This is a genomic window from Bosea vestrisii (assembly GCF_030144325.1).
GTDB lineage: Bacteria > Pseudomonadota > Alphaproteobacteria > Rhizobiales > Beijerinckiaceae > Allobosea > Allobosea vestrisii_A.
Genome location: NZ_CP126307.1, coordinates 5,560,715 through 5,586,891 on the forward strand (window position 1 = coordinate 5,560,715; position 26,177 = coordinate 5,586,891).

Annotated in this window: 24 protein-coding genes and 1 pseudogene; 17 read left to right on the top strand and 8 right to left on the bottom strand. The window is 65.3% G+C overall.

From position 1 onward, the window contains the following. Positions 1 to 65 precede the first annotated feature (65 nt). The 7 genes and pseudogenes from thrS (at position 66) to QO058_RS27490 (ending at position 8,877) form a co-directional block, all read left to right on the top strand. Positions 66 to 2,062 (top strand): annotated as a pseudogene (thrS, locus tag QO058_RS27460) (threonine--tRNA ligase). A gap of 46 nt (positions 2,063 to 2,108) precedes the next feature. After that, positions 2,109 to 3,398, top strand: a complete 1,290-nt coding sequence (locus tag QO058_RS27465; RefSeq protein WP_284169381.1) for a DUF2157 domain-containing protein — start codon at positions 2,109 to 2,111, stop codon at positions 3,396 to 3,398. Continuing rightward, the gene (locus QO058_RS27470; RefSeq protein ID WP_284169382.1) at positions 3,395 to 4,018 is read left to right on the top strand and encodes a GDYXXLXY domain-containing protein; all 624 of its coding nucleotides are present in this window, start codon (positions 3,395 to 3,397) and stop codon (positions 4,016 to 4,018) included. Before QO058_RS27465 ends, QO058_RS27470 begins: the two co-directional genes overlap by 4 nt. Positions 4,019 to 4,232: 214 nt before the next feature. Then, positions 4,233 to 5,738 carry a serine--tRNA ligase gene (gene serS / locus QO058_RS27475; protein WP_284169383.1) on the top strand — a complete coding sequence of 502 codons (1,506 nt, stop codon included), beginning with the start codon at positions 4,233 to 4,235 and terminating at the stop codon, positions 5,736 to 5,738. Positions 5,739 to 5,742: 4 nt separating this feature from the next. Continuing rightward, positions 5,743 to 6,504: a 5'/3'-nucleotidase SurE gene (gene surE, locus QO058_RS27480; protein WP_284169384.1), complete on the top strand. Its 762-nt coding sequence runs from the start codon at positions 5,743 to 5,745 to the stop codon at positions 6,502 to 6,504. Between the two features lie 145 nt (positions 6,505 to 6,649). After that, the gene (locus QO058_RS27485) at positions 6,650 to 7,312 is read left to right on the top strand and encodes a protein-L-isoaspartate O-methyltransferase family protein (protein WP_284169385.1); all 663 of its coding nucleotides are present in this window, start codon (positions 6,650 to 6,652) and stop codon (positions 7,310 to 7,312) included. A gap of 233 nt (positions 7,313 to 7,545) precedes the next feature. Next, the gene (locus tag QO058_RS27490; protein WP_284169386.1) at positions 7,546 to 8,877 is read left to right on the top strand and encodes a peptidoglycan DD-metalloendopeptidase family protein; all 1,332 of its coding nucleotides are present in this window, start codon (positions 7,546 to 7,548) and stop codon (positions 8,875 to 8,877) included. Between the two features lie 120 nt (positions 8,878 to 8,997). Here QO058_RS27490 and QO058_RS27495 read toward each other — a convergent pair whose 3' ends face one another. Continuing rightward, positions 8,998 to 9,876 (bottom strand): ATP-binding protein, encoded by an 879-nt coding sequence (locus tag QO058_RS27495; RefSeq protein ID WP_284169387.1) that lies wholly within the window; start codon positions 9,874 to 9,876, stop codon positions 8,998 to 9,000. Positions 9,877 to 10,170: 294 nt separating this feature from the next. Between QO058_RS27495 and yajC the strand changes: the two genes are divergently transcribed. The 5 genes from yajC to QO058_RS27520 all read left to right on the top strand — a co-directional run bounded on the left by yajC (position 10,171) and on the right by QO058_RS27520 (position 14,632). Beyond that, positions 10,171 to 10,440 (top strand): preprotein translocase subunit YajC, encoded by a 270-nt coding sequence (yajC, locus tag QO058_RS27500; protein WP_284173043.1) that lies wholly within the window; start codon positions 10,171 to 10,173, stop codon positions 10,438 to 10,440. Between the two features lie 60 nt (positions 10,441 to 10,500). Further along, positions 10,501 to 12,108 (top strand): protein translocase subunit SecD, encoded by a 1,608-nt coding sequence (gene secD, locus QO058_RS27505; protein ID WP_284169388.1) that lies wholly within the window; start codon positions 10,501 to 10,503, stop codon positions 12,106 to 12,108. Between the two features lie 135 nt (positions 12,109 to 12,243). Beyond that, positions 12,244 to 13,185 carry a protein translocase subunit SecF gene (secF, locus tag QO058_RS27510; RefSeq protein ID WP_284169389.1) on the top strand — a complete coding sequence of 314 codons (942 nt, stop codon included), beginning with the start codon at positions 12,244 to 12,246 and terminating at the stop codon, positions 13,183 to 13,185. Positions 13,186 to 13,249: 64 nt separating this feature from the next. Continuing rightward, positions 13,250 to 13,633, top strand: coding sequence for an Mth938-like domain-containing protein (locus QO058_RS27515; protein ID WP_284169390.1), 384 nt, complete (start codon positions 13,250 to 13,252; stop codon positions 13,631 to 13,633). A gap of 108 nt (positions 13,634 to 13,741) precedes the next feature. Continuing rightward, positions 13,742 to 14,632, top strand: coding sequence for a phytoene/squalene synthase family protein (locus QO058_RS27520; protein ID WP_284169392.1), 891 nt, complete (start codon positions 13,742 to 13,744; stop codon positions 14,630 to 14,632). Positions 14,633 to 14,810: 178 nt separating this feature from the next. Here the strand turns inward: QO058_RS27520 and trmFO are convergent, their stop codons facing one another. From trmFO to QO058_RS27535, 3 genes are all read right to left on the bottom strand, one after another. Then, positions 14,811 to 16,223, bottom strand: a complete 1,413-nt coding sequence (trmFO, locus tag QO058_RS27525) for a methylenetetrahydrofolate--tRNA-(uracil(54)-C(5))-methyltransferase (FADH(2)-oxidizing) TrmFO (protein ID WP_284169393.1) — start codon at positions 16,221 to 16,223, stop codon at positions 14,811 to 14,813. Positions 16,224 to 16,378: 155 nt separating this feature from the next. After that, positions 16,379 to 16,534, bottom strand: a complete 156-nt coding sequence (locus tag QO058_RS27530) for a DUF1127 domain-containing protein (RefSeq protein WP_110492672.1) — start codon at positions 16,532 to 16,534, stop codon at positions 16,379 to 16,381. Between the two features lie 133 nt (positions 16,535 to 16,667). Then, entirely contained in the window at positions 16,668 to 16,961 is a 294-nt protein-coding gene (locus QO058_RS27535; protein WP_284169395.1) for a hypothetical protein, read from the bottom strand. A 32-nt stretch (positions 16,962 to 16,993) separates the two neighbouring features. Between QO058_RS27535 and QO058_RS27540 the strand changes: the two genes are divergently transcribed. From QO058_RS27540 to QO058_RS27555, 4 genes are all read left to right on the top strand, one after another. Further along, complete coding sequence (locus tag QO058_RS27540) at positions 16,994 to 17,641, top strand: hypothetical protein (RefSeq protein ID WP_284169396.1); 648 nt, start codon at positions 16,994 to 16,996, stop codon at positions 17,639 to 17,641. Between the two features lie 90 nt (positions 17,642 to 17,731). Then, a complete protein-coding gene (locus tag QO058_RS27545; protein WP_284169397.1) occupies positions 17,732 to 18,070 on the top strand; it encodes an ArsR/SmtB family transcription factor in 339 nt (112 codons plus the stop codon). Beyond that, positions 18,067 to 18,534, top strand: a complete 468-nt coding sequence (locus QO058_RS27550) for an SRPBCC domain-containing protein (RefSeq protein WP_284169398.1) — start codon at positions 18,067 to 18,069, stop codon at positions 18,532 to 18,534. The genes QO058_RS27545 and QO058_RS27550 overlap by 4 nt, the downstream gene beginning before the upstream one ends. A gap of 89 nt (positions 18,535 to 18,623) precedes the next feature. Continuing rightward, a complete protein-coding gene (locus tag QO058_RS27555) occupies positions 18,624 to 19,298 on the top strand; it encodes an RraA family protein (protein WP_284169399.1) in 675 nt (224 codons plus the stop codon). Positions 19,299 to 19,305: 7 nt separating this feature from the next. Here QO058_RS27555 and QO058_RS27560 read toward each other — a convergent pair whose 3' ends face one another. Continuing rightward, positions 19,306 to 19,806, bottom strand: coding sequence for an invasion associated locus B family protein (locus QO058_RS27560; RefSeq protein ID WP_284169401.1), 501 nt, complete (start codon positions 19,804 to 19,806; stop codon positions 19,306 to 19,308). A gap of 957 nt (positions 19,807 to 20,763) precedes the next feature. Between QO058_RS27560 and QO058_RS27565 the strand changes: the two genes are divergently transcribed. Then, entirely contained in the window at positions 20,764 to 21,057 is a 294-nt protein-coding gene (locus QO058_RS27565; protein ID WP_284169402.1) for a GIY-YIG nuclease family protein, read from the top strand. Between the two features lie 456 nt (positions 21,058 to 21,513). Here the strand turns inward: QO058_RS27565 and QO058_RS27570 are convergent, their stop codons facing one another. The 3 genes from QO058_RS27570 to uvrA all read right to left on the bottom strand — a co-directional run bounded on the left by QO058_RS27570 (position 21,514) and on the right by uvrA (position 26,171). Beyond that, the gene (locus QO058_RS27570; RefSeq protein WP_284169403.1) at positions 21,514 to 21,888 is read right to left on the bottom strand and encodes a hypothetical protein; all 375 of its coding nucleotides are present in this window, start codon (positions 21,886 to 21,888) and stop codon (positions 21,514 to 21,516) included. 87 nt (positions 21,889 to 21,975) lie between these two features. Beyond that, positions 21,976 to 23,064, bottom strand: a complete 1,089-nt coding sequence (locus tag QO058_RS27575) for a ParA family protein (protein WP_284169404.1) — start codon at positions 23,062 to 23,064, stop codon at positions 21,976 to 21,978. Positions 23,065 to 23,207: 143 nt separating this feature from the next. Beyond that, the gene (gene uvrA / locus QO058_RS27580; protein ID WP_432211987.1) at positions 23,208 to 26,171 is read right to left on the bottom strand and encodes an excinuclease ABC subunit UvrA; all 2,964 of its coding nucleotides are present in this window, start codon (positions 26,169 to 26,171) and stop codon (positions 23,208 to 23,210) included. Between the last annotated feature and the right edge of the window lie 6 nt (positions 26,172 to 26,177).

Below are 26,177 nucleotides of genomic sequence, written 5' to 3' on the forward strand. Positions count from 1 at the left end.
CGCTCATTCATGCAGCCGGCCTTGGCTTACGGGGCTTGTATCCCCGAGTGAGCAGGAGCCGATCGATGACGATCTCCCTGACATTTCCCGATGGCGCGAAGCGCGAATTCCCCTCCGGCATCACCGGCAAGGAGCTTGCCGGCGGCATTTCCCCTCGCTGCTGAAGCGCACCGTCGCGATGGCGCTCGACGGCACGGTCGTCGACCTTGCCGATCCGATCACCGCCGATGCGAAGGTCGAGTTCCTCAATCGCGAGGATCCGCGCGCGCTGGAGCTGATCCGGCACGACTGCGCCCACGTCCTCGCCGAAGCGGTGCAGGAACTCTATCCCGGCACGCAGGTGACGATCGGCCCGGTCATCGAGAACGGCTTCTTCTACGACTTCTTCCGCAACGAGCCGTTCTCGCCGGAGGATTTCGCGCCGATCGAGAAGAAGATGCGCGAGATCATCGCGCGCGACAAACCCTTCACCAAGGAGGTCTGGAGCCGCGACAAGGCCAAGGATTTCTTTGCCAACAAGGGGGAGGCCTACAAGGTCGAGCTGGTCGATGCGATTCCCGCCGACCAGACGCTGAAAATGTATGCGCAGGGCGACTGGATCGACCTCTGCCGTGGCCCGCACATGACCTCGGTCGGCAAGGTCGGTACCGCCTTCAAGCTGATGAAGGTGGCCGGCGCCTATTGGCGCGGCGATAGCAAGAACCCGATGCTGACGCGCATCTACGGCACCGCCTTCGCCCGGCAGGAGGAGCTCGACGCCCACCTCAAGCAGATCGAAGAGGCCGAGAAGCGCGACCACCGCCGGATCGGCCGCGAGATGGACCTGTTCCACTTCCAGGAGGAGGGGCCGGGCGTCGTTTTCTGGCACTCCAAGGGCTGGCGGCTGTTCCAGGAGGTGCTGACCTATATGCGCCGGCGCCTCGCCGCCGACTATGAGGAGGTCAACGCCCCGCAGGTGCTCGACAAATCGCTCTGGGAGACCTCGGGCCACTGGGGCTGGTACCAGGACAACATGTTCGCGGTGAAGTCGGCCTCGGCCTTTGAGAACCCGAACGATCCGACGCGCGACCAGAAGGTCTTCGCCCTGAAGCCGATGAACTGCCCGGGCCATGTCCAGATCTTCAAGCACGGGCTGAAGAGCTATCGCGACCTGCCGATCCGGCTGGCCGAGTTCGGCAATGTCCATCGCTACGAGCCGTCGGGTGCGCTGCATGGGCTGATGCGCGTGCGCGGCTTCACCCAGGACGACGCGCATGTCTTCTGCACGGAAGAGCAGCTCGCGGCCGAGTGCCTGGCGATCAACGACCTGATCCTCTCGGTCTATGAGGATTTCGGCTTCACCGAGGAGCTCGTGATCAAGCTCTCGACGCGACCGGAGAAGCGCGTCGGTTCCGACGCGGTCTGGGACCATGCCGAAGACGTCATGACCAATGTGCTGGAGACGATCGCGAAGCAGTCCGGCAACCGGATCAGGACCGAGATCAATCCGGGCGAGGGCGCCTTCTACGGGCCGAAGTTCGAATACGTCCTGCGCGACGCCATCGGCCGCGACTGGCAGTGCGGTACGACGCAGGTCGACTTCAACCTGCCGGAGCGCTTCGGGGCCTTCTATATCGGCTCGGACGGCGAGAAGAAGCAGCCGGTGATGGTCCACCGGGCGATCTGCGGCTCGCTGGAGCGCTTCGTCGGCATCCTGATCGAGCACCATGCCGGGCATTTCCCGCTCTGGCTGGCACCCGAGCAGATCGTCGTCTGCCCGATCACCTCCGAGGCCGACGCCTATGGCGAGGAGGTCACCATGGCGCTGCTCTCTGAAGGTCTGCGCGCCCGCGCCGACCTGCGCAACGAGAAGATCAGCTACAAGGTGCGCGAGCACTCGCTGGCCAAGGTCCCGGTCATCCTCGCCGTCGGCAAGCGCGAGGCCGAGGAGAAGACGGTGACCGTGCGCCGGCTCGGCAGCCAGGCCCAGACCGTGATGAGCCTCGACGCGGTGATCGCGGCGCTGACCGAAGAGGCGACGCCGCCCGATCTCGCCCGGAAGAAGAAGCTGAAGGCGGCCTGAAGCGGCCATCTCGCCAAAACCCGTCAGCCCGTGCCAAATAGGCGCGATGCTGACGGGTTCCTATCGCAAACGGCTTGAAGCCGATCTCGGTCGCTGGGTGGGGAAGGGGCTGGTCAGCCCCGAGAGCGCTACGACCATCCGCCGCTCGCTGGCGCAGGAGGGTGGCGGCTTCAAGCTGCCGGCTCTGCTCGGCCTGTTCGGCGGATTGCTGATCGCCTCCAGTGTCTCCGCCTTCGTGGCGGCGAACTGGGAAGAAATCCCCCGCCTCGTGAAGCTCGCCATGATCCTGCTCGGTCTCGCCGGTGCGCTCGGCATCGCGGCCCGGCTGGAAAGCCGCGGCTCGACCGGGGGCGCCGATGCCGCCGCGACCTGTGGCACGCTGATCTTCGCCGCCGGCGTCGCGCTCGTCGGCCAGATGTACCATCTGCCGACCGATTGGCCAGGCGGTGCGTTGCTGATCGCGATCGGCGCGCTGATCGTCGCCGTCCTGCTGCGCTCGAACGGGGCTCTCATCGTCGCGCTCGTCGCGATCGGTGCCTGGGCCGGCGGCCGCTGGGAAGAGCGCGAGGCGAACGCCCATCTCCTGTTCTGGCTTCCCTTCCTGCCGGCGCTCTGGCTGGCCGCGACCCGGCACAACCGCCTCGTCCATCACCTTGCGGTGCTGGTGCTGCTCGGCTGGTTTGCGACCTTGCCCGGCCAATACGCCTTTTTCCGCTTCGATTACGGGCTGCTCGCCTATTGGCTCGCGGTCTCCGCGCTGTTCGTCGCCCTCGGCGCGCTGGCGCTCGACCGCGGCGGCCCCGGCCTGCTCACCGCCTGCCTGCCCTGGGGGCTGATAGGCTTGATCCTGTCGCTCAATGTCGAGCTCGCACGCATTCTCGATGCCAATGAGGCGAAGGCGGGCACGGCGCTCTGGCTGAACTATTTCGCCTATGCGCTGGCGCTGCCGGCGGTTATCGGGCTCGGCCTGCTGGCGCGCGAGCGCCGCTTCGCCTTACCGCTCGGGCTTGCGCTCTTCATGTCGCTGTTGGTGCCGGTGCTGTTCTGGAGCGGCGGCGCGGTCAGCATGGCCGGCAAGATCGTCGTCGCGGCGCTGATCCTGGCGGTCGCGATCGGCATCGTCACCGCCGGTGCGGGTGGCGGCGTCCGCCGGCTCAGCATCGCCGGCTCGATTCTGTTCGCGATCGCGATCGTCATCCTGCTCTGGCAGACCATCGGCACGCTGCTCGACCAGTCGCTGTTCTTCCTGGTCGGCGGCGCGCTCCTGATCGGCCTCGCCAGCGGGATGCGCCGGCTCCTCGCCAAATTCAGCAAGCCTGCGGAGGTGGCGCCATGATCCGCGTACCGTCCGCCGACGCCTTCACCGGCCGCGCCTCGCCGCTCTGGCGCGGGCTCGCCGCCATCCTGCTGCTCTGCGGACTCACTCTTGTTCTGGTCGAGTCGCGTGCCCGCATCCTGCGCTCGGGCACTGAGGTCCGGCTGGCGACCGCCCCAGTCGACCCGCGCGACCTCTTCCGCGGCGACTATGTCATCCTCGGCTACAAGATCAGTACGCTCGATCTCTCCAAGCTCGACGGCGACAAGACTTTCGAGCGAAACCAGCCGGTCTTCGTCCGCGTCGCGCCCGGCCCCGACGGGTTGGCCGAGGCGAAAGGCGTCTATCTCGCTCGTCCGGCCGCCGGCGCCGGCGAGACCGTGATCGAGGGCAAGGTTGCCTCGGCCGGCGCCTGCGTCGCCAATGCGGACGGCGATCCCGACTGCAATGCCGGCCGCCGCGCCATCCGCGTCACCTATGGGCTCGAGAGCTATTTCGTGCCGCAGGGCACTGGCCGCGCCATCGAGACCACCGAGAGGGCGCGTCTCGAGATCGTCGCCGCCGTGTCGAGCTCGGGACAGGCGGCGATCAAGCGCCTGCTGATCGACGGCAAGCTCGTCCATCAGGAGCCGCCTTACTGAGGCAAAGCCTCCCCGTCATGGTCGGGCTTGTCCCGACCGTCCACGCCTTCTTTGGTCGCGTGCGGTGTTCAAGACGTGGATGCTCGCCACAAGGGCGAGCATGACGGCTGGAGCCCTGCCGTACCCGCAGCCGCGCCACGCCGACGGAACGCTTCCGTGCCGGCGCGGCATGCTCTAGAGGATCAGCCGATTCCACAACGGATCGGCTTGAGCGATGTACGACATCAGATGGATTCGCGAGAACGCTGACGCGTTCGATCGGGGCTTGCAGCGGCGCGGGCTTGAGAAACTGTCGTCGTCGCTGCTGGCGCTCGATGATCAGCGCCGGGCCGCCATCAGCAAGTCGCAAGCCGCGCAGGAGCGGCGCAATGCCCTCTCCAAGGAAATCGGCAAGGCGATGGGCCAGAAGGACCTCGCTTTGGCTGAAAAGCTCAAGGCCGAGGTCGCCGCGCTGAAGGAGCAGGTGCCGGCGCTGGAGGCCGAGGAGAAGGCCGCCGTTGAGACGCTCAGCGATCAGCTCGCCGCGATCCCGAACAAGCCCTTCGACGAGGTGCCGGACGGCGCCGATGAGCACGGCAATGTCGTGCTCGAAGGTCATACCAATGGCCAGCCGCCGGAGAAGACGGGTGGTCGGCTGTTCGGCTTCAATCAGATCAAGGAGCATTACGAGCTCGGCGAGGCGCTCGGCCAGATGGATTTCGAGACGGCGGCCAAGCTCTCCGGCTCGCGCTTCGTCGTGCTCGACCGGCAGATCGCTCGTCTCAACCGCGCTATCGGCCAGTTCATGCTCGACACCCATGTCGACGAGCACGGCTATACCGAGGTCAATCCGCCGCTGATGGTGCGCGACGATGCCATGTTCGGCACGGCGCAGCTGCCGAAGTTCCGGGAGGATCAGTTTGGCGTCACAAACTTCGACGCTATGAAGCGTTCAATGTTGGGTGCTGTTGAAAAGGTATTTTCATCAGCTCCGGATGGTTTCGCGCGCCAACTGATTGACGATCTACGCAATCCTGAGCGGCAAGCTAACCCAATGTCGGAGTTTTCCGACAGGGCGACCCTTACTATTATGAATTTCTTTGCAGAGAACGAAGCGCGGAGCGCCGCAACTAGCTGGCTCATCCCCACCGCTGAAGTCCCGCTGACCAACCTCGTGCGCGAATCCATCCTCTCCGAGGAGGAATTGCCGCGCCGCTTTACCGCGCTCACACCCTGCTTCCGGGCCGAGGCCGGCTCGGCTGGACGCGATACGCGCGGCATGCTGCGCCAGCACCAGTTCGAGAAGGTCGAGCTCGTTTCGATCACTGCGCCCGAAAAATCGCGGGAGGAGCATGAGCGCATGCTCGCCTGCGCCGAGAACGTGCTGAAGAAGCTCGATCTGCATTATCGCGTCATGACGCTCTGCACCGGCGACATGGGCTTCGCCTCGCAGAAGACCTACGACATCGAGGTCTGGCTGCCGGGCCAGAAGACCTATCGTGAGATCTCGTCCTGCTCGGTCTGCGGCGATTTCCAGGCTAGGCGCATGAACGCCCGCTACAAGACGAAGGACGGCAAGGGCCCGTTCTTCGTCCACACCTTGAACGGCTCGGGCACGGCGGTCGGCCGCGCGCTGATCGCGGTGATGGAGAACTACCAGAACGCCGACGGCTCGATCACCGTGCCGGATGCGCTGGTTCCGTACATGCGCGGGCTGGCCCGCATCGAGAAGGCGGCTTGAGCCCATGCGCATCCTGGTGACCAATGACGACGGCATCCATGCCGAGGGGCTCGGCATCCTCGAGCAGATTGCCGCCCAGCTCTCGGACGATGTCTGGGTGGTCGCGCCCGAGACCGATCAATCGGGCGTGGCGCATTCGCTGTCGCTGTCGAACCCGCTGCGCCTGCGCCAGATCGAGGAGAAGCGCTTCGCCGTGCAGGGCACGCCGACCGATTGCGTGATCATGGCGGTGCGCTCCGTCATGGCCGAGATGAAGCCCGATCTCGTGCTCTCCGGCGTCAATCGCGGCCAGAACGTCGCTGAGGACGTGACCTATTCCGGCACCATCGCCGCCGCCATGGAAGGCACGCTGCTCGGCATCCCCTCGATCGCGGTGAGCCAGGCCTATATGGCGGGAGACCGCACCAGCATCATCTGGGACTGCGCCCTGCAGCATGCGCCCGGCATCATCCGCCGCCTGCTGGAGGAGGGGATCCCGGACGGCATCCTGTTCAACCTCAACTTCCCGAACGTGGCTCCCAGCGAGGTCGCCGGCGTCGCCGTCACCGCGCAGGGCCGGCGTGACCAGGAGCTGATGCGGCTGGAGCCGCGGCGCGACGGGCGCGGCAATCCCTATTACTGGATTGCCTTCCAGCGCGGAAAGCACGAGCCGGCCAACGGCACCGACCTGCGCGCGCTCGCCGAGAAGAAGATCTCTGTGACGCCGCTCGAGCTCGACCTGACGCATGAGCCGACGATGACCCGCTTTGCGCAGCTGTTTGCCTGAGCGTTATGTCTCCTGCAGCCCTCATCCTGAGGAGCCGCGCAGCGGCGTCTCGAAGGATGCTCCAGCGCGTTCTGGATCATCCTTCGAGGCGCAATCTGCAGTCGCTCCTCAGGATGAGGGCTGTGGATTGTGATCGGGGAGTTCCATGACCGAGGAGGGCGCCAGCAGCAGCGAGAGCGAGCGCACCGTCGCCTTCCTGCTGTCGCTGCGGGCGCGCGGCGTGCGTGACATCGCGCTGCTGCGGGCCATGGAGCGCGTTCCGCGCGAGCATTTCGCGCCGTCCCGCTTCGCCGACCTTGCCCGGCAGGATGTTTCGGTGCCCTTGCCCTGCGGCCAGACCATGACGGCGCCGCACACTGTGGCGGCGCTCGTCGGCGCGCTCGAAATGAAGCCGGATTGCCGCGTGCTCGAAGTCGGTTCCGGCTCCGGCTATGTCGCGGCCCTGCTCGCCGCGATGGGTGGCAAGGTCGTCTCGCTGGAGCGCTACCGCACGCTCGCGCTCGCCGCGCATGAGCGGCTGACCGGAGGCGGCTTCGCCAAGCTGGTCGAATTGCGCCATGCCGACGGCCTACAGCCCGACCGCACGCTTGGCCGCTTCGAGCGCATCCTGGTCAACGGCGTGATGCAGGCGGTGCCGGAGGCGTTGCTCGCCCGGCTCGAGGCTGGCGGCCGGCTGGTGGGAGCGCTGCGCGTCGAAGGGGCAGGGCGGCTGGTCGTGGTGACACGCAACGAGGACGGCTTCGACCATGCGCTCGGCGGGGTCGTGCGCATCCCGCCGCTGGCGCCGGGCCTGTCGCAGGCGCTGTAGGCGGCTGCCGCTGCCGTCATGCTCGGGCTTGACCCGAGCATCTCAGGCCGAATGAGCTCCGGTCACCATGCACTCGTCCTGAGATTCTCGGATCTCCGCTGCGCTCCGTCCGAGAATGACGTTTTCGGCCACGCAGGAAATTCACCTGACCTGTCAGCAGCGCAACGCCTTCTTAACCTAACCGGCTCTTTAATGCTGACAGTTAAGTTGCGTTGTTCGCGAGTGCTGAATCCATGCGTAAGCAAGTCGAGTTGGCCGTGCCGAAATCCGTGGTTCGCGTCGTGTCGGTCTGCGCCCTTGCGGCGGGCCTGGGCGCCTGCTCCTCGGAGGCGCTGCGCTTCACCGAAGCGCCCTTCAGCAGCCCCTTCAAGACCGCCGAGGCCCCGGCTTCCCAGCGCGATCCGGCGACCACCGGCTCGATCGGGCGCGGGGCGCCGCGCCAGTCCTACGAGACGGCCTCCGCCACCGGCAATCCGGGTGTGCGCAGTCAGCCGTTGCCGCCGCCGACCTCCTCTGTCGCGCTCCGCTCCACGCCGCCTGCGGCACCAGCCCCGTCCGTCGGTGGCTCGGCCTCGGGCTGGAGCGCTCAGGGCGGCACGCCGATCGTGGTCGCCCAGGGCGAGACGCTCGAGGTGATCTCCGGCCGCTACGGTGTGCCGCGCGCAGCGCTGATGCAGGCCAATGGTTTGTCGGGTGAGGCCACCCCGGGCTCCCGCATCGTCGTTCCAGTCTACAATGGCGCTGGCGCCCAGACCGCCGCGCGCCAGCCGGCGCCGACCGACAACCGCTTCGAGCAGCCGCGCCTCACGCCGCCGCCGGTCTCGCGTCCGGTCGCGTCTGTGCCGGCCAAGCCTGGCGTCGCTCCGAAGGTCGCGGCTGTCGATCCCAGGACGCAGGCCGCCGACGCCAAAGAGAAGGCCACCGCCGACGCCAAGCGCATGGGCGAGGCGCGAGCCCGCTTTGCTGCCGAGGCTAAGGCCAAGGCGGCCGCCAAGGCCGGCACGGAGACCAAGATCGCGGCGCTGCCGGCTCCAGCCCCCGCTGCGGCCAAGCCGAAAGCTGCCGCCCCGCTCGTCGCCAGCGCTCCGGCCGACAAGATCACCGCGCAGCCGAAAGCTGTCGCTCCGGAGCCGAAGGCGCCCGAGCCGCAGACCACGGCGAGCCTGCCCAAGGCCGAGGAGCCGGCATCGTCCGGCGCCGAGTTCCGCTGGCCGGCCCGCGGCCGCGTCATCACCGGCTATGCCGGCAAGGGCGGCAATGAGGGCATCAACATCGCGGTGCCGGAAGGCACGCCGGTCAAGGCGGCCGAGGGCGGCGTCGTCGCCTATGCCGGCAGCGAGCTCAAGGGCTACGGCAATCTCGTGCTGATCCGTCATCCGAACGGCTATGTCTCGGCCTACGCCCATAACGGCGAGCTCAGCGTCAAGCGCGGCGAGCAGGTCAAGCGTGGCCAGGTCGTCGCCAAGTCCGGCCAGTCCGGTAACGTGAATTCACCCCAGCTGCACTTCGAACTGCGCAAGGGTTCGACCCCGGTCGACCCGATGCCCTACCTCAGCAGCAACTGATCCCGGTCAGACTTCGACCGGCAATCGCGAGACCCCACCGGTCGAACCAGGCGGGGCGGTCCCAGGAAAGGCCGCCCCGTTTTTCTGTTTTTCCTTCTCCCCTCGGGGGAGAAGGACGACTCACCCCTCGAGCCGCTTTTCCAGCCGCCCGGCCAGGTCCTGAATGTACTGCCACGCCGTACGGCCTGAGCGCGAGCCGCGTGTCGTCGCCCATTCCAGTGCCTCGCGACGAAGCTGTTCGGGCTCGATTGCCAGCCCGAAATGGCCGACATAGCCGTCGATCATCGAAAGATACTCGTCCTGGCTGCATTTGTGGAAGCCGAGCCAGAGGCCGAAGCGGTCCGAGAGCGAAACCTTTTCCTCGATCGCCTCGCCGGGGTTGATCGCGGTCGAGCGCTCGTTGTCCATCATGTCGCGCGGCAGCAGATGCCGGCGATTCGAGGTGGCGTAGAACACGACGTTGTCCGGCCGGCCCTCGACGCCGCCGTCGAGCGCAGCCTTCAGCGACTTGTAGGAAGTGTCCTGGCCGTCGAAGGACAGATCGTCGCAGAAGACGATGGCAGGGTGCGGATCGGCCTTGAGCAGCCCCATCAGCACGGGCAGGCTCTCGATGTCCTCGCGATGGATCTCGATCAGCTTGAGGGGCAGGGCCCCGGCCGCCAGACGCTGGTTGGTATCGGCATGCACCGCCTTGACCAGCGACGATTTGCCCATGCCGCGCGCGCCCCAGAGCAGGACGTTGTTGGCCGGCAGGCCACGGGCGAAGCGCTCGGTGTTCTCGGCCAGCGTATCGCGGACGCGGTCGACGCCGCGCAGCAGCGAGAGCGCCACGCGGTTCACCTTGGCGACCGGCGCAAGCTCGTGGCCGGCGGCGTGCCAGACGAAGGCGTCTGCGGCAGTGAGATCGGCAGCGCGCCGGGCCGGCGGAGCAAGGCGCTCCAGCGCGTCGGCGATGCGCAGCAGGGTGGCGAGCGTCGGATCGGGGGCGGTGTCGGTCATCGCAGGCATGTCCGCATGATAATGGTGTACCGAACGGTACGGTACGCTCATAACGCCGCTGCCTATGCGAAGGCAAGGCCATTGCGCGCGGGGCAGGGACAGCTTAGCTGGGGGAGGCGGTCGGGAAACCGGCCGCTTTCGATTGATTTCACGACATCGCTGGCTATAGTCCGCGCGATTTTACCAACCCCCGCGCCGGCCGGCCGTCAATCGGCGGCGACGTGAAGGAGCCTTCCCGTGATCACCCCCGCTTTCGCCCAGGGCCTTGGAGGCGGCGGCACCAACGACATCCTGATGTCGCTGGTCCCGTTCGTCCTGATCTTCATCATCATGTGGTTCCTGATTATCAGGCCGCAGCAGAAGCGGGTGAAATCGCATCAGGAGCTGATCAAGAACGTGCGCCGCGGCGACACGATCGTCACCTCGGGCGGCCTCATCGCCAAGGTCTCGAAGGTGATCGACGACACTGAGATCGAGGCCGAGATCGCCGACGGCGTGCGCGTGCGCATCGTCAAGGGCATGGTCCAGGACGTGCGCGCCAAGGGCGAGCCGGTCAAGAGCTGAAGGCCGTGAGGCGCGGGGGCTTGAACGCGCCCGCGCCCGCCAACAAGGCTGTCCATAAAGATGCTTCGTCTCCAGGCCCGCAAGGTCATTCTCGTTCTGCTCGTGCTGGTCTTCGGCTGCGGGCTCGCCGTGCCGAACCTGTTCTCGCCCGAGACCCGCAAGGCGATCGAGCAGGGCGCCCCGGCCTGGATTCCGCGCTTCCTGCTGCCGATCCATGCGATGACGCTCGGCCTCGATTTGCAGGGCGGCGTGCATATTCTGCTCGAGATCGATCGAGCCGATTTGCTGCGCAGCCAGGTGACGCAATTGCGCGACGATGTTCGCCGCATTCTGCGCGATGAGCGCATCAATATTCAGGGTGGCATTGCGACAACGGCGCGTGGTGTGCAGGTGCGGGTGCCGGACGAGGCAGATCGCGTCAAACTTCTGCCGAAACTGCGGGAACTCGCGCAGCCCTTGAGCGCGCTTGGTGCCTTGGGCGGTACCGGCGGCTCGACGATGGATATTTCCGAGCAGCCCAACGGGCTCGTCCAGGTGTCGATCAGCGAAGCGGGGATCAACGATCGGATCAGCCGCGTTTCCGGTCAGGCGATTGAAGTCGTTCGCCGACGCATCGATCCAGGCGGCACCGTCGAACCCAATATCCAGCGCCAGGGCCTGGATCGCATCCTGGTGCAGGTACCAGGAGGCAATCCGGACGAGATCAAGCGCCTTCTTGGTCAAACCGCCAAGCTGCAGTTCCGCCTGGTGGCCGACCAGAACGCCAGCGATGTCGAGATGCTGCCCTCGCAGGATCAGGGCGGCCAGCCGATCCCGATCAGCCGGCAGGTCATCGTCGAAGGCGCAGATCTCGTCGATGCTCAGGCTGCCTTCGATCAACGCACCAGCCAGCCGATCGTCAATTTCCGCTTCAACATCCGCGGTGCCCAGCGCTTCGGCCAGGCGACAACCGAGAATCTCGGCCGCCAGCTCGCCATCGTTCTCGACAACAAGGTGATCTCCGCTCCGGTGATCCAGTCGCCGATCACCGGCGGCTCGGGTCAGATCTCGGGCAATTTCACGGTCCAGTCGGTCAACGATCTTGCCGTCCTGCTGCGTGCCGGCGCGTTGCCGGCGAAGATGACGATCGTCGAGGAGCGCACGATCGGTCCCGGCCTCGGCCAGGATTCGATCCAGGCCGGCAAGATGGCGACCATCATCGCGACCGTGCTGGTCATCCTCTACATGATCGGCAATTACGGGCTGTTCGGCATCATCGCCAGCATCGCGCTGCTCGTGCACGTCTGCCTGATCCTCGGGCTGATGTCGCTCCTGGGCGCGACCATGACCCTGCCGGGCATCGCCGGCATCGTGCTCACCATCGGCACGGCTGTCGACTCGAACGTGCTGATCTACGAACGCATGCGCGAGGAATCCCACATGGGACGATCGCTGGTCTCGGCACTGGAGGCCGGCTTCCAGCGGGCTTTCGCCACGATCATCGACTCCAACGCCACCATGCTGATCGCGGCGGTCGCCCTGTTCACGCTCGGCTCCGGTCCGGTGCGCGGCTTCGCAGTGGTCTTCATCCTGGGTATCCTGACCACGGTCATCACCGCGGTGACACTGACGCGGATGCTGATCGCGCTTTGGTATCGCTGGGCGCGGCCGAAGGCCCTCCCTTTCTAGCGCGCTTTCCGTTCGGCCGGAATCGGCCGAACGATAAGAATTCGCGCAACTAAAAAGCTGAGCATGTTCTTGTCGCAAAAGTGGTTTCCACTTTTGCGGAACATGCTAAGGCCGCAGGCCAGGAGATAACAGACCATGCGCCTGCTTCGCATCGTTCCCGACAACACCCGCTTCCGCATCGTTCATTGGCGGCGTCTCGCCTATCCGTTCTCGGCCGCCTACTCCGTGCTGGTGCTGGTGCTGTTCCTGACGGTCGGCCTCAATTTCGGCATCGATTTCCGCGGCGGCACGCTGATGGAGATGCAGGCCAAGAGCGGCAAGCCCGACATCGCTCAGGTGCGCCAGACCGCCAATGGCTTCGGCTTCGGCGAGGTCGAGGTCCAGGAGTTCGGCAGTGCCGGCGAGCTCTCCATGCGTTTTGCTGTTCAGCCGGGCGGCGAGATCGCCCAGCAGGGCGTGGTGACCAAGGCGCGCGAGACCTTCTCCGAGGCTTATGAATTCCGCCGGGTTGAGACGGTCGGCCCGCGCGTTTCGGGCGAACTGGTCCAGGCCGGCACGCTCGGCGTCGTGCTCGCGATCATTGGCGTGCTGGTCTATCTCTGGTTCCGCTTCGAGGTGCAGCTTGCCATCGGCGCGATCGTCGGCACGATGCACGACATCGTACTGACGCTCGGCTTCTTCCTGATCACGCAGCTCGAATTCAACCTGACCTCGATCGCGGCGATCCTGACAATCGTCGGCTACTCGTTGAACGAGACGGTGGTGGTATTCGATCGCACACGCGAACTGCTCCGCCGCTACAAGACCATGCCGATCCCGGAACTGCTCGACCTCTCGGTCAACTCGACCCTGTCGCGCACCGCGATCACCTCGACCACGACCGTGCTGGCGCTGATCGCGCTGGTCTTCTTCGGCGGCTCGGCGATCGAAGGCTTCGCGCTCGTCATGCTGTTCGGCGTGGTGGTCTGCACCTATTCGGCGATGTTCGTCTCGACGCCGGTGCTGCTCTATCTCGACGTCCGTGCCGGCCGCCTCGACCAGAGCGAGGAACTGGCCGAGGCCAAGGCACGGGTTTAGGGCTCTTGGTTTTTCGCATGGCTTTGTCGGAAAACCGGTTTCCACTTTTCCGAGCCATGCGCTGATGGTCGAGAGGCGCTTCGACGGCTTCGTCCCTGGCCGGCACCAGATCGATGCCTTTGGCGCCGGCGGCTTTCGCTTCGCCGAGATGAGCCATCGCGGCTCGATCCTCGCGACGCCCTCGGGTGTCAGAATCTGGCCGGTTGCGTCCTTCGCCGAGGTGAGCCTCGCCAGCCTGCAACCCGTTCTCGACGAAGCCGAGGCGATCGACTTCCTGATCCTCGGCATCGGCCGCGAGATCGCTTTCCTGCCGGCTGCCTTGCGTGACCCGTTCAAGGCCGTGGGCATTACCGTCGAGGCGATGGCGACGCCGGCCGCAGCGCGCACCTACAACGTCCTCGTCGGCGAAGAGCGGCGGGTCGCCGCGGCGCTGATCGCGGTCGACTAGCGTCGATCAAATCCCATCACCCATGTCGCTCCCGCGTAGCCAAGGCTGCCGACCCGGCCTAGACTGCCGGCGCTTCGGCCCGTGTGACGACGGGAGCGGGGAGGACGCATGACCACGAAAACCGAGCACCGCGCCGGCACTGCGCCGGGCCCGCTCTCGCAGGCCTATGGCCATTGCCTGGCGCTGGTGCGCGAGCACGATCCCGACCGCTATATCGCTTCGCTCTATGCACCCGAGGCGCTGCGGCCCGGACTCTTCGCGCTCTATGCCTTCAGCCATGAGGTCGCGCGCGTGCGCGAGCAGGTCAGCGAGCCGCTGCCGGGCGAAGTCCGCCTGCAATGGTGGCGCGACGTGCTCGAGACCGGGCCGGACGCGCCCGCGCCGGGCCATCCGGTCGCGCAGGCGCTGCTCGATACCGTCAGGCGCTTTCGTCTGCCCATCGCCCCGCTTTCTGGTCTGATCGAGGCGCGCGTCTTCGATCTCTACGACGATCCGATGCCGTCGCTCTCCGACCTTGAAGGTTATGTCGGCGAGACCTCGAGCGCGCTGATCCGCCTCGCCTGTCTGGTGCTGGCACAAGGCCGCGATCCGGGCGGCGCCACCGCTGCCGGCCATGCTGGCGTCGCCTATGCGCTGTCGGGGCTGATGCGCGCCTTCCCCTGGCATGCGGCCCGTGGCCAAGTCTATCTGCCGGCCGATCTGCTCGCCCGCAACGGCGTCACCCGCGAGGACATTGTGCGTGGGCGCGGCGGGCCGGGCCTGATCTATTCGCTGAAGGAGATGCGGGCGCTGGCCCGCATCCATCTGCGCAAGCTCAACGATCTCAGCGCCACCGTGCCGGCGGCAATCAGGCCAGCTTTCCTCCCGGCTGCGCTGGTCGAGCCCTATCTCGGGCAGATGGAGCGACGTGGCTACGACCCCTATCGCACGATCATCGGCCTGTCGCCGCTCAAGCGGCAATGGACGCTGTGGCGAGCGGCTCGGATGGCAGGGCGGTAGGCCTCACCGTGATGGAATAAGGCGCGGGAAACCCTCTCCTGTAAGGAGAGGGCAGGGTGAGGTGTCGGCCGTTTGACCAGTTCCGCGGGCGCTCACCACGCGGCCAGATTCAGGCTTATGATTTCCCCCGAACACCTCACCCCTACCCCTCTCCTTCCAGGAGAGGGAATCCCGCGGATTACTCCGCCGCCTGCGCGTTCGCCTCGCCAATCCAGCCATCGAGTTCAACCTTCGCCCGCGCCGTCAGCGCCTGCTTGCGGGCGAGACTCTTGGCCGGGCCCTTGAGGCGCTTGCCGTCCGGCCCTTGCGTCGCGACGCCCTCGATAGGCGGGAACAGGCCGAAATTGATGTTCATCGGCTGGAAGGAGCGCGGCCCCTCGTCGATGGTGACGATGTGCCCGCCGGTGATGTGGTTGACCAGCGCGCCCAGCGCCGTCGCCGCCGGCGGAAGTTCGATCGGCCGGCCAAGCCGCTCCGCCGCGGCAAGGCGGCCGGTCAGCAATCCGATCGCGGCGCTCTCGACATAGCCCTCGCAGCCGGTGATCTGCCCGGCGAAGCGCAGGCGTGGATCGGCCTTCAGCCGCAGCTGCGGATCGAGCAGCTCCGGCGAGTTGAGATAGGTGTTGCGGTGGATGCCGCCGAGCCGGGCGAACTCGGCGTTCTGCAGGCCCGGGATCATCCTGAAGATCGCGGCCTGCTCGCCATATTTCAGCTTGGTCTGGAAGCCCGTCATGTTGAACAACGTGCCCAGCGCATTGTCCTGCCGGAGCTGGACGACGGCATAGGCCTTCACCGTCGGATTGTGCTTGTTGGTCAGCCCGACCGGCTTCATCGGCCCCCAGCGCAGCGTCTCGCGGCCGCGCTCGGCCATCACCTCGATCGGCAGGCAACCATCGAAATAGGGCGTGCCTTCCCATTCCTTGAACTCGGTCTTCTCCGCCGCCAGCAGCGCGTCGATGAAGGCCTCGTATTGGTCGCGATCGAGCGGGCAGTTGATGTAGTCGGCGCCTGTGCCGCCGGGCCCGGCCTTGTCGTAGCGCGACTGGAACCAGGCGACGTCCATGTCGACCGAATCGAAATGGACGATCGGTGCGATCGCATCGAAGAAGGCGAGCTCGCCCGCCCCGGTCAGCGAACGGATGCCCTCGGCCAGCGCTGGCGAGGTGAGAGGGCCGGTCGCGACGATGACCTTGTCCCAATCGGCCGGCGGCAGTCCGGCGATCTCGCCGCGTTCGATTGTGACGTTGGGATGGGCTTCGAGCGCGGCGGTGACCGCGGCCGCGAAGCCGTCTCGGTCGACCGCGAGCGCGCCGCCTGCCGGAACCTGGTGTGCATCGCCCTTGGCCATGATCAGCGAGCCGAGCTGGCGCATCTCCCAATGCAGTTGGCCGACGGCGTTGGAGGAGGAATCGTCCGAGCGGAATGAGTTCGAGCAGACCAACTCGGCGAGGCTCTCGGTCTTGTGCGCGTCGGTGCCGCGCTCGGGGCGCATCTCGTGCAGGACGACCGGAACGCCGGCCTCGGCGATCTGCCAGGCGGCTTCCGACCCGGCGAGGCCGCCGCCGACGATGTGGATGGGTGCGATTGTCATGGCCGCGATGTGTCCGCGGCAGCGCCCAAGGTCAAGGGTGCAACGCTAATCCAGCTCCAGAAACGCAAAATGCCCGCTCGAAAGCGGGCATTCGCTCTTCGACCAGACCCTGAGGGGAGGAACACAGGGCCTAGGAGAAACTAGTCGAGCAGAAATCAGGCAGTCGCGTGGGTGCGGGCGACGTACTGGATGTCCGAGCGCGACAGGCCGAGATCGTCAAGCTCACGGTCGGTGAGGCGGGACAGCTCGCGGACGGTCTCGCGATAGCGAAGATAGGAGCGAATCTTGGAAGCGATCATGGACAGGAACATGGCGATAACCTTTTGGTTTTTCGGGGTTTGGCCCCGACAGCGATGAATTCGTTGTGCACTGCATATAGAGCGACCATAGTGCCTATCACAGGGGCGCGGCGTCAGTTCTGTTATGCTTCTTGCGCATGACAAATTAAGAGATCGTTTGGAAAGAGCCGCTGCCCCGCGCAGAGCGCTTAACGATTTTGTCAGAACAGTGAAAATTTGGCCTAAATTTTAGGCGATTGAAGCTTCGCTCTCGTGTGGCTTCATTAAATGCCGCGATTTCGTGCAGAATCGATGCAGTTTGCCATGCGGTTTGCACCGCAACATTGGTTGCCGGGCCGAAGCGGGGTGTAACGGGCTGTTCACCATGCGTGGATTCGCGGAAAATTGGGTCCGTTTCATCGATGAGGCTGTCACGCGGCTGCAGCGCCGCAAGCGGCATGATTCGATGATTCCGGCGAGGCGGAGCAGGGCATGCAGGGCGCGGGCTATTGCGAGCGGTTGAGCGGCGCCTTCTGGGCCGAGCCGCTCAATGCGGTCAGCAATGCCGCCTTCCTGCTGGCGGCGCTGACGGCATTCCTCCTGCTGCGCTGGCAGGGACGCCGAGACTGGCCGGCCGAAGCGCTGACGGCGCTGGTCGCGATCATCGGCGTCGGCTCCTTCCTGTTCCACACCATGCCGCAGCGCTGGACGCTGCTGGCCGATGTCGTGCCAATCCAGCTCTTCGCGCTCTGCTATTTCGGCCTGGCGCTCAACCGGTTCCTGGGACTGTCGCCTTTATTGGCTTCAATAGGGGCGCTTCTCTTCCTCGCGGCCTGCTTCGGTCTAGCCTCCGGCCTTGCTCCGCTGCTGCCGGCCGGCATGCGCGGCTCGGCCGGTTATGCCGGCTTCCTCATCGGCCTCTCCGGCGTCGCGCTTACGGCAAGGCTGCGCGGTGATGTCATCGCGGGCAGGCGAATCGCCGTCACCGGCTTCGTCTTTGCCGTGTCGCTGAGCTTCCGTTCGCTCGATTCCGTCCTGTGTGGCGCGGTTCCGTTGGGCCTACACTGGGGCTGGCACCTGCTCAACGGGCTGTTGCTCTATCTACTGCTGCGGGCAGCCATCCTCGCGCCGCGCGCCTAAACCTCATCACCGTTTTGCGGGGGCGTCGGAAAAGGCGCTTGACCATGTTTATTTAGTTATATAACATATAGGATATATAGGAACATCGACATGAACAGATTGGACTCAGCCTTCTCCGCTCTCGCCGATCCGACGCGCCGGGCCATCCTGGCGCGGCTGGCGCTGGGCGAAACCACGGTGATGGAACTCGCCGAGCCCTTCGCGATGTCGCAGCCGGCGGTGTCGCGGCACCTCAAGGTGCTAGAGGAGGCGGGGCTGATCGCAAGGCGGATCGAAGGGACGAAGCGGCCCTGCCGGCTCGCGCCCGGCGCGCTCGAGGAGATCGACAAATGGCTCGCCATGCTCAGGCGGGCCCTGGAAGCGAATTACGACCGGCTGGACCAGCTTCTGGCCGAGATGGAACCAGGCAAGGAGACAGACCAGACATGACCAGGCTCACCCTGCAGACCGAGGGCGATACGCATGTCGTCGTCACCCGCCGCTTCAAGGCCTCGCCGCAGGCGGTCTACCGCGCCCATACCGAACCGGCGTTGATCCAGAAGTGGCTGCTCGGCCCCGAAGGCTGGACCATGCCGGTCTGCATCAACGAAGCCAGGCCCGGCGGCAGGATCCGCTATGAATGGAGCGACGGGCAGGGCAACGGCTTCCACCTCACCGGCGAATATGTCTTGCTCGAGCCGTTCAGCCGCATCGAGCATGTCGAGCGCATGCACCTGCCCGATCCGTGCCCGGATAACCACGTCGAGACCCGCTTCGAAGCCGATGGCGAGGGCACGCTGATGACCATGCGCATGACTGTGCCGGACGCCGCCACCCGCGAGGCCATGCTTGCGAGCGGCATGGAGCATGGCATGGAGGCGAGCTATGCCCGCCTCGACGACATGACGCCCTGAGCGCCGTTCCATCCCACGCAGCGGCGATGGCTTGACCCGCCGCCGATGCGCCCGGAAGCTCCCCTATAATAAAGAGAGGGGAAGCGCGCATGCCGGATCCGGCCCAGGAACTTGATCTCGCCAGCCTGAAGGGCCGGCTCTATTCGGCCGTGCTCTCCGATGTGCTCGACGAGCTCGGCTATCCCGACCAGGCGGTGAAGCCCTTCGTGCGCCCGCTCGATGACGCCTCGGTGCTCTGCGGCTTCGCCCGCACCGGGCTCTACATGAAACGCTACCATCTCCCTGAGGGGCACAACCCCTATGCGCTGGAGATGGACCTGATCGACAGCCTCAAAGCCGGCGAGGTCGCGGTGCTCGCCTGCGACGGGCCGACCGACCGGATCGCGCCCTGGGGCGAACTGCTCACCACCGCCTCGACAGTGAGAGGCGCCGCCGGCTGCCTCACCGACGGGCTGGTGCGCGATGTCCGCCGCATCCGCGAGCTCGGCTTCCCGGTCTTCCATGGCGGCATCGGCCCGCTCGACACCAAGGGCCGGGCCGAGATGATGGCCGCCGACGAGCCGGTCGAGCTCGGCGGCGCCCGCGTCGCGCCGGGCGATTTCATCTTCGGCGACGTCGACGGCGTCGTCATCGTGCCGCGGGCGATCGCGCCCGAGGCGATCCGGCTGGCGCTGGCCAAGATCGAGGCCGAGGATTCGACCCGCGAGGAGCTGCTAGCCGGGAAAAGCCTGCGCTCGGTCTTCGAGCGCCACGGCGTCTTGTAGCGACGCGTCAGCTGCAGCGCTCCAGCAGCCGTGACGCCGCGGTCACGCCTTCGAGCGAGAAGGTGTAGCTGGTCTCGTTGCCACGGGCCGAGCGCGCCGCCAGCACCATCTCGTCGCCGGCCTTCATCGCCGCGAGCAGCTCGCTTTCGCGCTCCAGCCGCTGCAGCCAGGCATTGTTGCCCGAGGTCAGCATGCGGAAGCTGTCGTCGCCGATCGTCACGGTGACGGTCGAATCCTTGGCGAAATCGTAGCCGGTCTGGAAGCTCGACTCGGTGCGGCTCTGGGCGCTCGGCGCGGTCTGCACGAAGAAGAACACGTCGCCATGACGCAAGGTATCAGGTTTCTCGGTGCCAGGTGACGATACGATATAGCAACGCTTGCCATTGCTGCCGTCATAGGCCGCCGCATTCCACTGCTTGAACTGGCCCATTGGCTGGGCCGGAGCGGCGAAAGCCGGGGCCGAGGCGGCGAGAAGGCTCAGGACCGCGGGAAGCGCCAGTCTGATCATCGGTTCATCTCCTGTTTGCATCGCAGGGATGTCCAAGAGCGGTTTAACAAGGCGTAAACAAGACCCTCACAATGCCGTGCGACGGAAGGGCGCGGGGGCGTCCTTCTCGTCGATGAAAGAAGGCGAGCGAACCGCGGGGAATCCTCTCCTGTAAGGAGAAAGCAGGGTGAGGTGTAGGCCGTTGGACCAGTTCCGCGAGCGCCGACCGCGGTCGGGTTCAGGCCAACGATTCCAGTCCGAACACCTCACCCCTACCCCCTCTCCTTACAGGAGAGGGGATCCCGCGCCCTTGCTTCACGCACGCGCCAACCCCGCCCGCAGGCCTGCCTGCGGGCGCTAACCAATACGGGGCTGGCGGAGCGCCGCGAGGCGCGTTGTCGTATCCGCTTCCGTTGAGCCAGGAAGCGGCGCGGATGGTCCCCATCCGCACGCCCCGTGGCGCTCCGCCTTCGGCTTCTTCAAGTCTCCGGGCCGCGCTTCTGCGGTTGGCCCGCCCGTCCGTCCCGTTCCTGCCGGCGCCAGTGCCCCTCAACGGGTGGTCGCGCCGGCGGTTGAGCAGGGCGGCACCTGGCGGGCCGTCCATCTAGCGAGCTCCTCGCACAGGGATCGTAATGTCCCCAGGGCGGTGCCCCGAAGCCTCCCGGGAGCGGGGCGTAACCCCCCGCCCGCAGGCGCCGACCCTCACCCAGCCTCTGGCATACCTCCGGACGGCCGCCCCGTATGGGTGATGGGCGAGGGGATCATACGGGAGGTTTTGGCGGCGGGGATAAGTTAGCCTCTCCCGTCATGGTCGCCCTTGTGGCGACCATCCACGTCTTCGCGTTGGAACGACCGGGCGAGCGGCGCGTCGCAGGGCCTCGCCTGCCGTTTGCGTCGCAAGACGTGGATGGTCGGGACAAGCCCGACCATGACGATGGAGCCCTTGTCGATGCCTTGGCGTCACCGCATCCTGACGCCATGAAGCAGAAGGGCGGCTGGGTCTACATCATGACGAACCGACCGAACGGCACGCTCTATATCGGCGTGACGAGCGACCTTGGTCGGCGCGTTCACGAGCATCGCGAAGGCCTGATTGCCGGCTTTACGAAGCATTACGGGCTGAAACGTCTCGTCTGGTACGAATGGCACGACGAGATCGAAGGCGCGATCCAGCGCGAGACCTCCATGAAGCGCTGGTACCGTGCCTACAAGACCCGCACGATCATGGCTCGCAATCCCGACTGGAACGACCTCTACGACGAGCTGGCCTGACCAATCGGACAGCTCCTTATCTTTATAGCCGCTCCTCCGCCATGGCCGCCCTTGTGGCGACCATCCACGTCTTCGTGACGGAGCGACCGGGCGAGCGGCGCTTTGCGGGCTGCACCGACCATGCGCGTCCCAAGACGTGGATGCTCGGGACAAGCCCGAGCATGACGGGAAGGCGAGGCAACCACGACCTAGCCTTCTCCCGGATGGGAGAAGGTGGCGCGGAGCGCCGGATGAGGGCCTGTTCTTACTGTAGAAGGGCGCGGCGGGCTCCGTTGCGCCCTTAGCAATCAGCGGCGGGCGCTCACTCCTGCTCCTCGCCCACTCGGGAGAGGGGTTCCCGGCGCTTTATCCTGAAGGTGCGGTGCCCCGAAGCCTCCCCGGAGCGGCGTAACCCCTGCCCGCAGGCGCGGACCTTCGGAAGGCCCGCGTTTGGATACGTCCTGAGGACGAGTGGGATCAAGCGAACTGCGCTTCTGTTTCAAGGTCAACACCCGTCGCAAGATCGACGATAAACTCAATTACACTGACCGCATCTGCGCGCTCGACTGGATTTGGCCCTTCGGCACCTGGAGGCGTATCGACCGAATGGGCAATCAGGTCGCGCCGGTCTCCAATCAGAGTTAGCTCATCCCTCACATTCTCTTCAGTACGCCCGACGTGTCGGCCTGTTTCTTTCAATCGAGCTAATATTCTTGCCCATTTTTCCTTTGGAGGGCATGTCCAGATATAGCTTAGAGCCTCTGACACCTTGTCAGGTTTGTAGAATGACTTGTATTGAACCGTCGCGTAGATACGGTCCTTGAAGAAAAGAAGTCGTTCCGTCGGCTCCATACGTGCCGGAGCGCAGACACATTGCCGGTAGCGTCGAAAGTGGAGAGGCACTCATGGGCCTCGGCCACGTGTCGATCAAATCGCGCCTTAGCCTCCGTCATATCCGGAAATGATCTCGATTTTTTGACAGATGGCCGAGAAAATCGCGTCAAATGTCGCGATGTTATCCTGCACGCTAGTTTTGACGTTACCGCGCAAGTCCGCTTCTCGAAGGTCGTCGTCATCGATGTTGAAGACGGGCTTTCCAAACTCTGCAGCGATGTGGCTCACCTGAGCAAAGTCGGGGATTCGAGCAAGCGCATAGAGCCGTCGCTTATCCGCGTCGGTCGCAGCCTCGGGCAGAGCAACATTCGCGGCAGCTTCGTAGGCCGCTAGAGGGAAAAGGCATCCAGACATGCGGAGCGCGGGCACGAGCTCGGCTTCGATACGGTTATCGATTTGGCTGATCCGATCGTGGTAGCGACCGGCCGCCTTACTCTTGTGGCGGTTAAAACGGGAATGAAGCGCTCCGAGGAATTTCGTGACGCCTGTTGGCAATGGATAAGTTGCATCTTTGAAAGCTGAGCCAAATGTCTCCTTCCAATTGACCCATCGTTCTATCTCAAGGCCCAAGGTTTTGAGTGACATAAGCGAGAAGGGGTCGGGGTTGGTCGGGACGATGAAGGCGTCGCTAATCATGAAGAAATTCTGATTCAGAGCGCCGAGGCCAGGGTTGATGTCGATGATGCTGAAATCGATACCGTGACGTTCTTCCTCAAGGGCGATCAATCGGTGCAGGACGCCCGGCAAATTCTTCGTCACGGACAGCGTGCCGCGCGTTTCCTGCGCGAGGCTGATTTGTCCTTCTAGAGACGACAGGTCAGGGTGGCCCGGAAGAACAAATAGATTGCTCCCATTTTCAGCTTCAGGGCAGTCGAAAGCTTCAATCGGCGTCGGACGGCCTTCGAATACTGGCCTTACGGCATCGTAAATATTGTTGAGTCGAGTAGGGCTTCCTTCATCGTAATAGTCTTCGAATCTGTCACCCAGCGATCGTGCTGTAAGATTGACCTGCGAGTCGCCATCAACCAAGAGAACACGGTGTTCGCGCTGAGCTAACTTCCAGCCGATGTTATAGGCAGACGTCGTCTTGCCGACCCCGCCCTTGTGGTTAAAAAGGAGAATTCGGGTCGGCATCAACTTCTCGCTCTGAGATAGACGGATTTAGACGTGAGCGCTCCAGCTTAGAGCCTGACTACGAAGTGCGCTATAGGTAGCTGGGCTGAGACACGAACAGACCGCTTGGACGGGCCAAAGTCTGTCAGTGCCGCCTTTTCATGTCACTCCGCCGCCTGCCTTGCCCCCTTGCCCTTCAACGGCCGCCGCTCCAGCACCTCCTTGAGGAAGCGCGCGGTGTGGCCCTTGCCGATCCGGACGATGTCCTCCGGCGTGCCCTGCGCCACGACCGTGCCGCCGCCATCGCCGCCTTCGGGGCCGAGGTCGAGGACCCAGTCGGCGGTCTTGATCACTTCGAGATTGTGCTCGATCACCACCACGGAATTGCCCTGCTCGACCAGCTCGTGCAGCACCTCCATCAGCTTGGCGACGTCGTGGAAATGCAGGCCGGTGGTCGGCTCGTCGAGGATGTAGAGGGTGCGGCCGGTGGCGCGCTTGCTGAGCTCCTTGGAGAGCTTGACGCGCTGCGCCTCGCCGCCCGAGAGCGTCGTCGCCTGCTGGCCGACCTTGACATAGTCGAGGCCGACGCGGGCGAGCGTCACCATCTTCTCGCGGATCGAGGGCACGGCCTTGAACAGCGTCTTGGCCTCCTCGACCGACATGTCGAGCACGTCGGCGATCGACTTGTCGCGGTATTTCACCTCGAGCGTCTCGCGGTCATAGCGCTTGCCCTTGCAGACATCGCAGGTGACGTAGACGTCGGGCAGGAAATGCATCTCGATCTTGATGACGCCGTCGCCCTGGCAGGCCTCGCAGCGACCGCCCTTGACGTTGAACGAGAAGCGGCCGGCCTGGTAGCCGCGCGCCTTGGCCTCGGGCAGGCCGGCGAACCATTCGCGGATCGGCGTGAAGGCGCCGGTATAGGTCGCGGGATTCGAGCGCGGGGTGCGGCCGATCGGCGACTGGTCGATGTCGATGACCTTGTCGAGATGCTCCATGCCCTCGATGCGGTCATGGCTCGCCGGATGCTCGATCGAGCCGTTGAGCTTGCGCGCGATCGCCTTGTAGAGCGTGTCGATGATCAGCGTCGACTTGCCGCCGCCCGACACGCCGGTGATGCAGGTGAACAGGCCGAGCGGGATGTCGACCGTGACGTCCTTGAGGTTGTTGCCGCGGGCGCCGACGATCTTTAGCGAGCGGCCCTTCTGCGGCTTGCGGCGCTTCAGCGGGACAGGGACGCTCATCTCGCCGGTGAGGTATTTGCCGGTGAGCGAGTTCGGGTCGTCCAAAATGTCCTGCGGCGTGCCCTTGGCGACGATCTCGCCGCCATGGATGCCGGCGCCGGGGCCGACATCGACGACATAATCGGCGGTCATGATCGCGTCCTCGTCATGCTCGACGACGATCACGGTGTTGCCGAGGTCGCGCAGGCGGCGCAGCGTGCCGAGCAGGCGCTCATTGTCGCGCTGGTGCAGGCCGATCGAGGGCTCGTCGAGCACATAGAGCACGCCGGTGAGGCCCGAACCGATCTGCGACGCCAGCCGGATGCGTTGGCTCTCGCCGCCCGACAGTGTGCGCGAGCCCCGCGCCAGCGTCAGGTATTCGAGGCCGACATCGAGCAGGAAGGTCAGCCGGTCGCGGATTTCTTTCAGGATGCGCGGGGCGATCTCGTTCTGCTTGTGCGAGAGGCGCGAGGGCAGGGCGCTGACCCAGGCGAGCGCGTCCTTGACCGAGAGCTGCGAGATCTCGCCGATATGGCGCATGTCGATCTTGACCGCCAGCGCCTCGGGCTTGAGCCGGAAGCCGGCGCAGGCGGCGCAGGGCGTCTCCGACATGAAGCGGCCGATCTCCTCGCGGGCCCAGTCGCTCTCGGTCTCCTTCCAGCGCCGCTCCATATTGGTGATCACGCCCTCGAAGGGCTTCTTCACCTCATAGGCACGCAGGCCGTCGTTGTAGGCCATGCGCACCGCCTCGGTGCCGGTGCCGAACAGGATCGCGTCGCGGGCGCTCTGCGGCAGCTCGCTCCAGGGCTTGGTGGTCGAGAAGCCGAAATGCTTGGCAAGCGCATCGAGCGTCTGGCCGTAATAGGGCGAGGTCGACTTGGCCCAGGGCGCGATCGCGCCCTTCTTCAGGCTGAGCCCATGATCCGGGACGATCATCTCGGGATCGATCCGCATCTCGTGGCCGAGGCCGTCGCAGACCGGGCAGGCGCCGAACGGGTTGTTGAACGAGAACAGCCGGGGCTCGATCTCGGGGATGGTGAAGCCGGAGACCGGGCAGGCGAACTTGGAGGAGAAGGTGACGCGGCGAGCCTCGCCGTTCTCCTGCTTCTCGTCGGCATATTCGAAGACGGCGATGCCGTCGGCGAGGTCGAGCGCCTGCTCCAGCGAGTCGGCGAGGCGGGCGCCGAGATCGGGACGGATGACGATGCGGTCGACCACCACGTCGATGTCGTGCTTGAACTTCTTGTCGAGAACAGGCGCATCCGGGATCTCGTAGAACTCGCCATTGACCTTGACGCGCTGGAAGCCGCGCTTCAGCCAGTCGGCCATCTCCTTGCGGAACTCGCCCTTGCGGCCGCGGACGACGGGCGCCAGCAGGTAGCCGCGGGTCTTCTCCGGTAGTTCGACCAGCCGGTCGACCATCTGCTGCACGGTCTGGCTCTCGATCGGCAGGCCGGTCGCCGGCGAATAGGGGATGCCGGTCCGCGCCCAGAGCAGGCGCATATAGTCGTGGATCTCGGTGACCGTGCCGACCGTCGAGCGCGGGTTCTTCGAGGTCGTCTTCTGCTCGATTGAGATCGCCGGCGAGAGCCCGTCGATCTGGTCGACATCGGGCTTCTGCATCATCTCGAGGAACTGGCGGGCATAGGCCGAGAGCGACTCGACATAACGGCGCTGGCCCTCCGCATAGATCGTGTCGAAGGCGAGCGAGGACTTGCCCGAGCCGGACAGCCCGGTGAATACCACCAGCTTGTCGCGCGGAATCGCGAGATCGACATTCTTCAGATTGTGCTCGCGCGCGCCGCGCACGGAGATGACGCGGGCGTTCGGATCGGCCGCACGGTTGCGGTCGAACATGTCTTCCAGCGTCGCGGCCTGTTCGGCGAGCGTGGTCTTGCGAGCCATGGTGGT

What these genes read in the sequence shown, in the direction of transcription:
- QO058_RS27465 (WP_284169381.1), top strand. Translation starts at nt 2,109, where the DNA reads ATGCTGACGGGTTCCTATCGCAAACGGCTTGAAGCCGATCTCGGTCGC.
- QO058_RS27470 (WP_284169382.1), top strand. Translation starts at nt 3,395, where the DNA reads ATGATCCGCGTACCGTCCGCCGACGCCTTCACCGGCCGCGCCTCGCCG.
- serS (WP_284169383.1), top strand. Translation starts at nt 4,233, where the DNA reads ATGTACGACATCAGATGGATTCGCGAGAACGCTGACGCGTTCGATCGG.
- surE (WP_284169384.1), top strand. Translation starts at nt 5,743, where the DNA reads ATGCGCATCCTGGTGACCAATGACGACGGCATCCATGCCGAGGGGCTC.
- QO058_RS27485 (WP_284169385.1), top strand. Translation starts at nt 6,650, where the DNA reads ATGACCGAGGAGGGCGCCAGCAGCAGCGAGAGCGAGCGCACCGTCGCC.
- QO058_RS27490 (WP_284169386.1), top strand. Translation starts at nt 7,546, where the DNA reads ATGCGTAAGCAAGTCGAGTTGGCCGTGCCGAAATCCGTGGTTCGCGTC.
- QO058_RS27495 (WP_284169387.1), bottom strand. Translation starts at nt 9,876, where the DNA reads ATGACCGACACCGCCCCCGATCCGACGCTCGCCACCCTGCTGCGCATC.
- yajC (WP_284173043.1), top strand. Translation starts at nt 10,171, where the DNA reads ATGTCGCTGGTCCCGTTCGTCCTGATCTTCATCATCATGTGGTTCCTG.
- secD (WP_284169388.1), top strand. Translation starts at nt 10,501, where the DNA reads ATGCTTCGTCTCCAGGCCCGCAAGGTCATTCTCGTTCTGCTCGTGCTG.
- secF (WP_284169389.1), top strand. Translation starts at nt 12,244, where the DNA reads ATGCGCCTGCTTCGCATCGTTCCCGACAACACCCGCTTCCGCATCGTT.
- QO058_RS27515 (WP_284169390.1), top strand. Translation starts at nt 13,250, where the DNA reads ATGGTCGAGAGGCGCTTCGACGGCTTCGTCCCTGGCCGGCACCAGATC.
- QO058_RS27520 (WP_284169392.1), top strand. Translation starts at nt 13,742, where the DNA reads ATGACCACGAAAACCGAGCACCGCGCCGGCACTGCGCCGGGCCCGCTC.
- trmFO (WP_284169393.1), bottom strand. Translation starts at nt 16,223, where the DNA reads ATGACAATCGCACCCATCCACATCGTCGGCGGCGGCCTCGCCGGGTCG.
- QO058_RS27530 (WP_110492672.1), bottom strand. Translation starts at nt 16,534, where the DNA reads ATGTTCCTGTCCATGATCGCTTCCAAGATTCGCTCCTATCTTCGCTAT.
- QO058_RS27535 (WP_284169395.1), bottom strand. Translation starts at nt 16,961, where the DNA reads ATGCCGCTTGCGGCGCTGCAGCCGCGTGACAGCCTCATCGATGAAACG.
- QO058_RS27540 (WP_284169396.1), top strand. Translation starts at nt 16,994, where the DNA reads ATGCAGGGCGCGGGCTATTGCGAGCGGTTGAGCGGCGCCTTCTGGGCC.
- QO058_RS27545 (WP_284169397.1), top strand. Translation starts at nt 17,732, where the DNA reads ATGAACAGATTGGACTCAGCCTTCTCCGCTCTCGCCGATCCGACGCGC.
- QO058_RS27550 (WP_284169398.1), top strand. Translation starts at nt 18,067, where the DNA reads ATGACCAGGCTCACCCTGCAGACCGAGGGCGATACGCATGTCGTCGTC.
- QO058_RS27555 (WP_284169399.1), top strand. Translation starts at nt 18,624, where the DNA reads ATGCCGGATCCGGCCCAGGAACTTGATCTCGCCAGCCTGAAGGGCCGG.
- QO058_RS27560 (WP_284169401.1), bottom strand. Translation starts at nt 19,806, where the DNA reads ATGATCAGACTGGCGCTTCCCGCGGTCCTGAGCCTTCTCGCCGCCTCG.
- QO058_RS27565 (WP_284169402.1), top strand. Translation starts at nt 20,764, where the DNA reads ATGAAGCAGAAGGGCGGCTGGGTCTACATCATGACGAACCGACCGAAC.
- QO058_RS27570 (WP_284169403.1), bottom strand. Translation starts at nt 21,888, where the DNA reads ATGGAGCCGACGGAACGACTTCTTTTCTTCAAGGACCGTATCTACGCG.
- QO058_RS27575 (WP_284169404.1), bottom strand. Translation starts at nt 23,064, where the DNA reads ATGCCGACCCGAATTCTCCTTTTTAACCACAAGGGCGGGGTCGGCAAG.
- uvrA (WP_432211987.1), bottom strand. Translation starts at nt 26,171, where the DNA reads ATGGCTCGCAAGACCACGCTCGCCGAACAGGCCGCGACGCTGGAAGAC.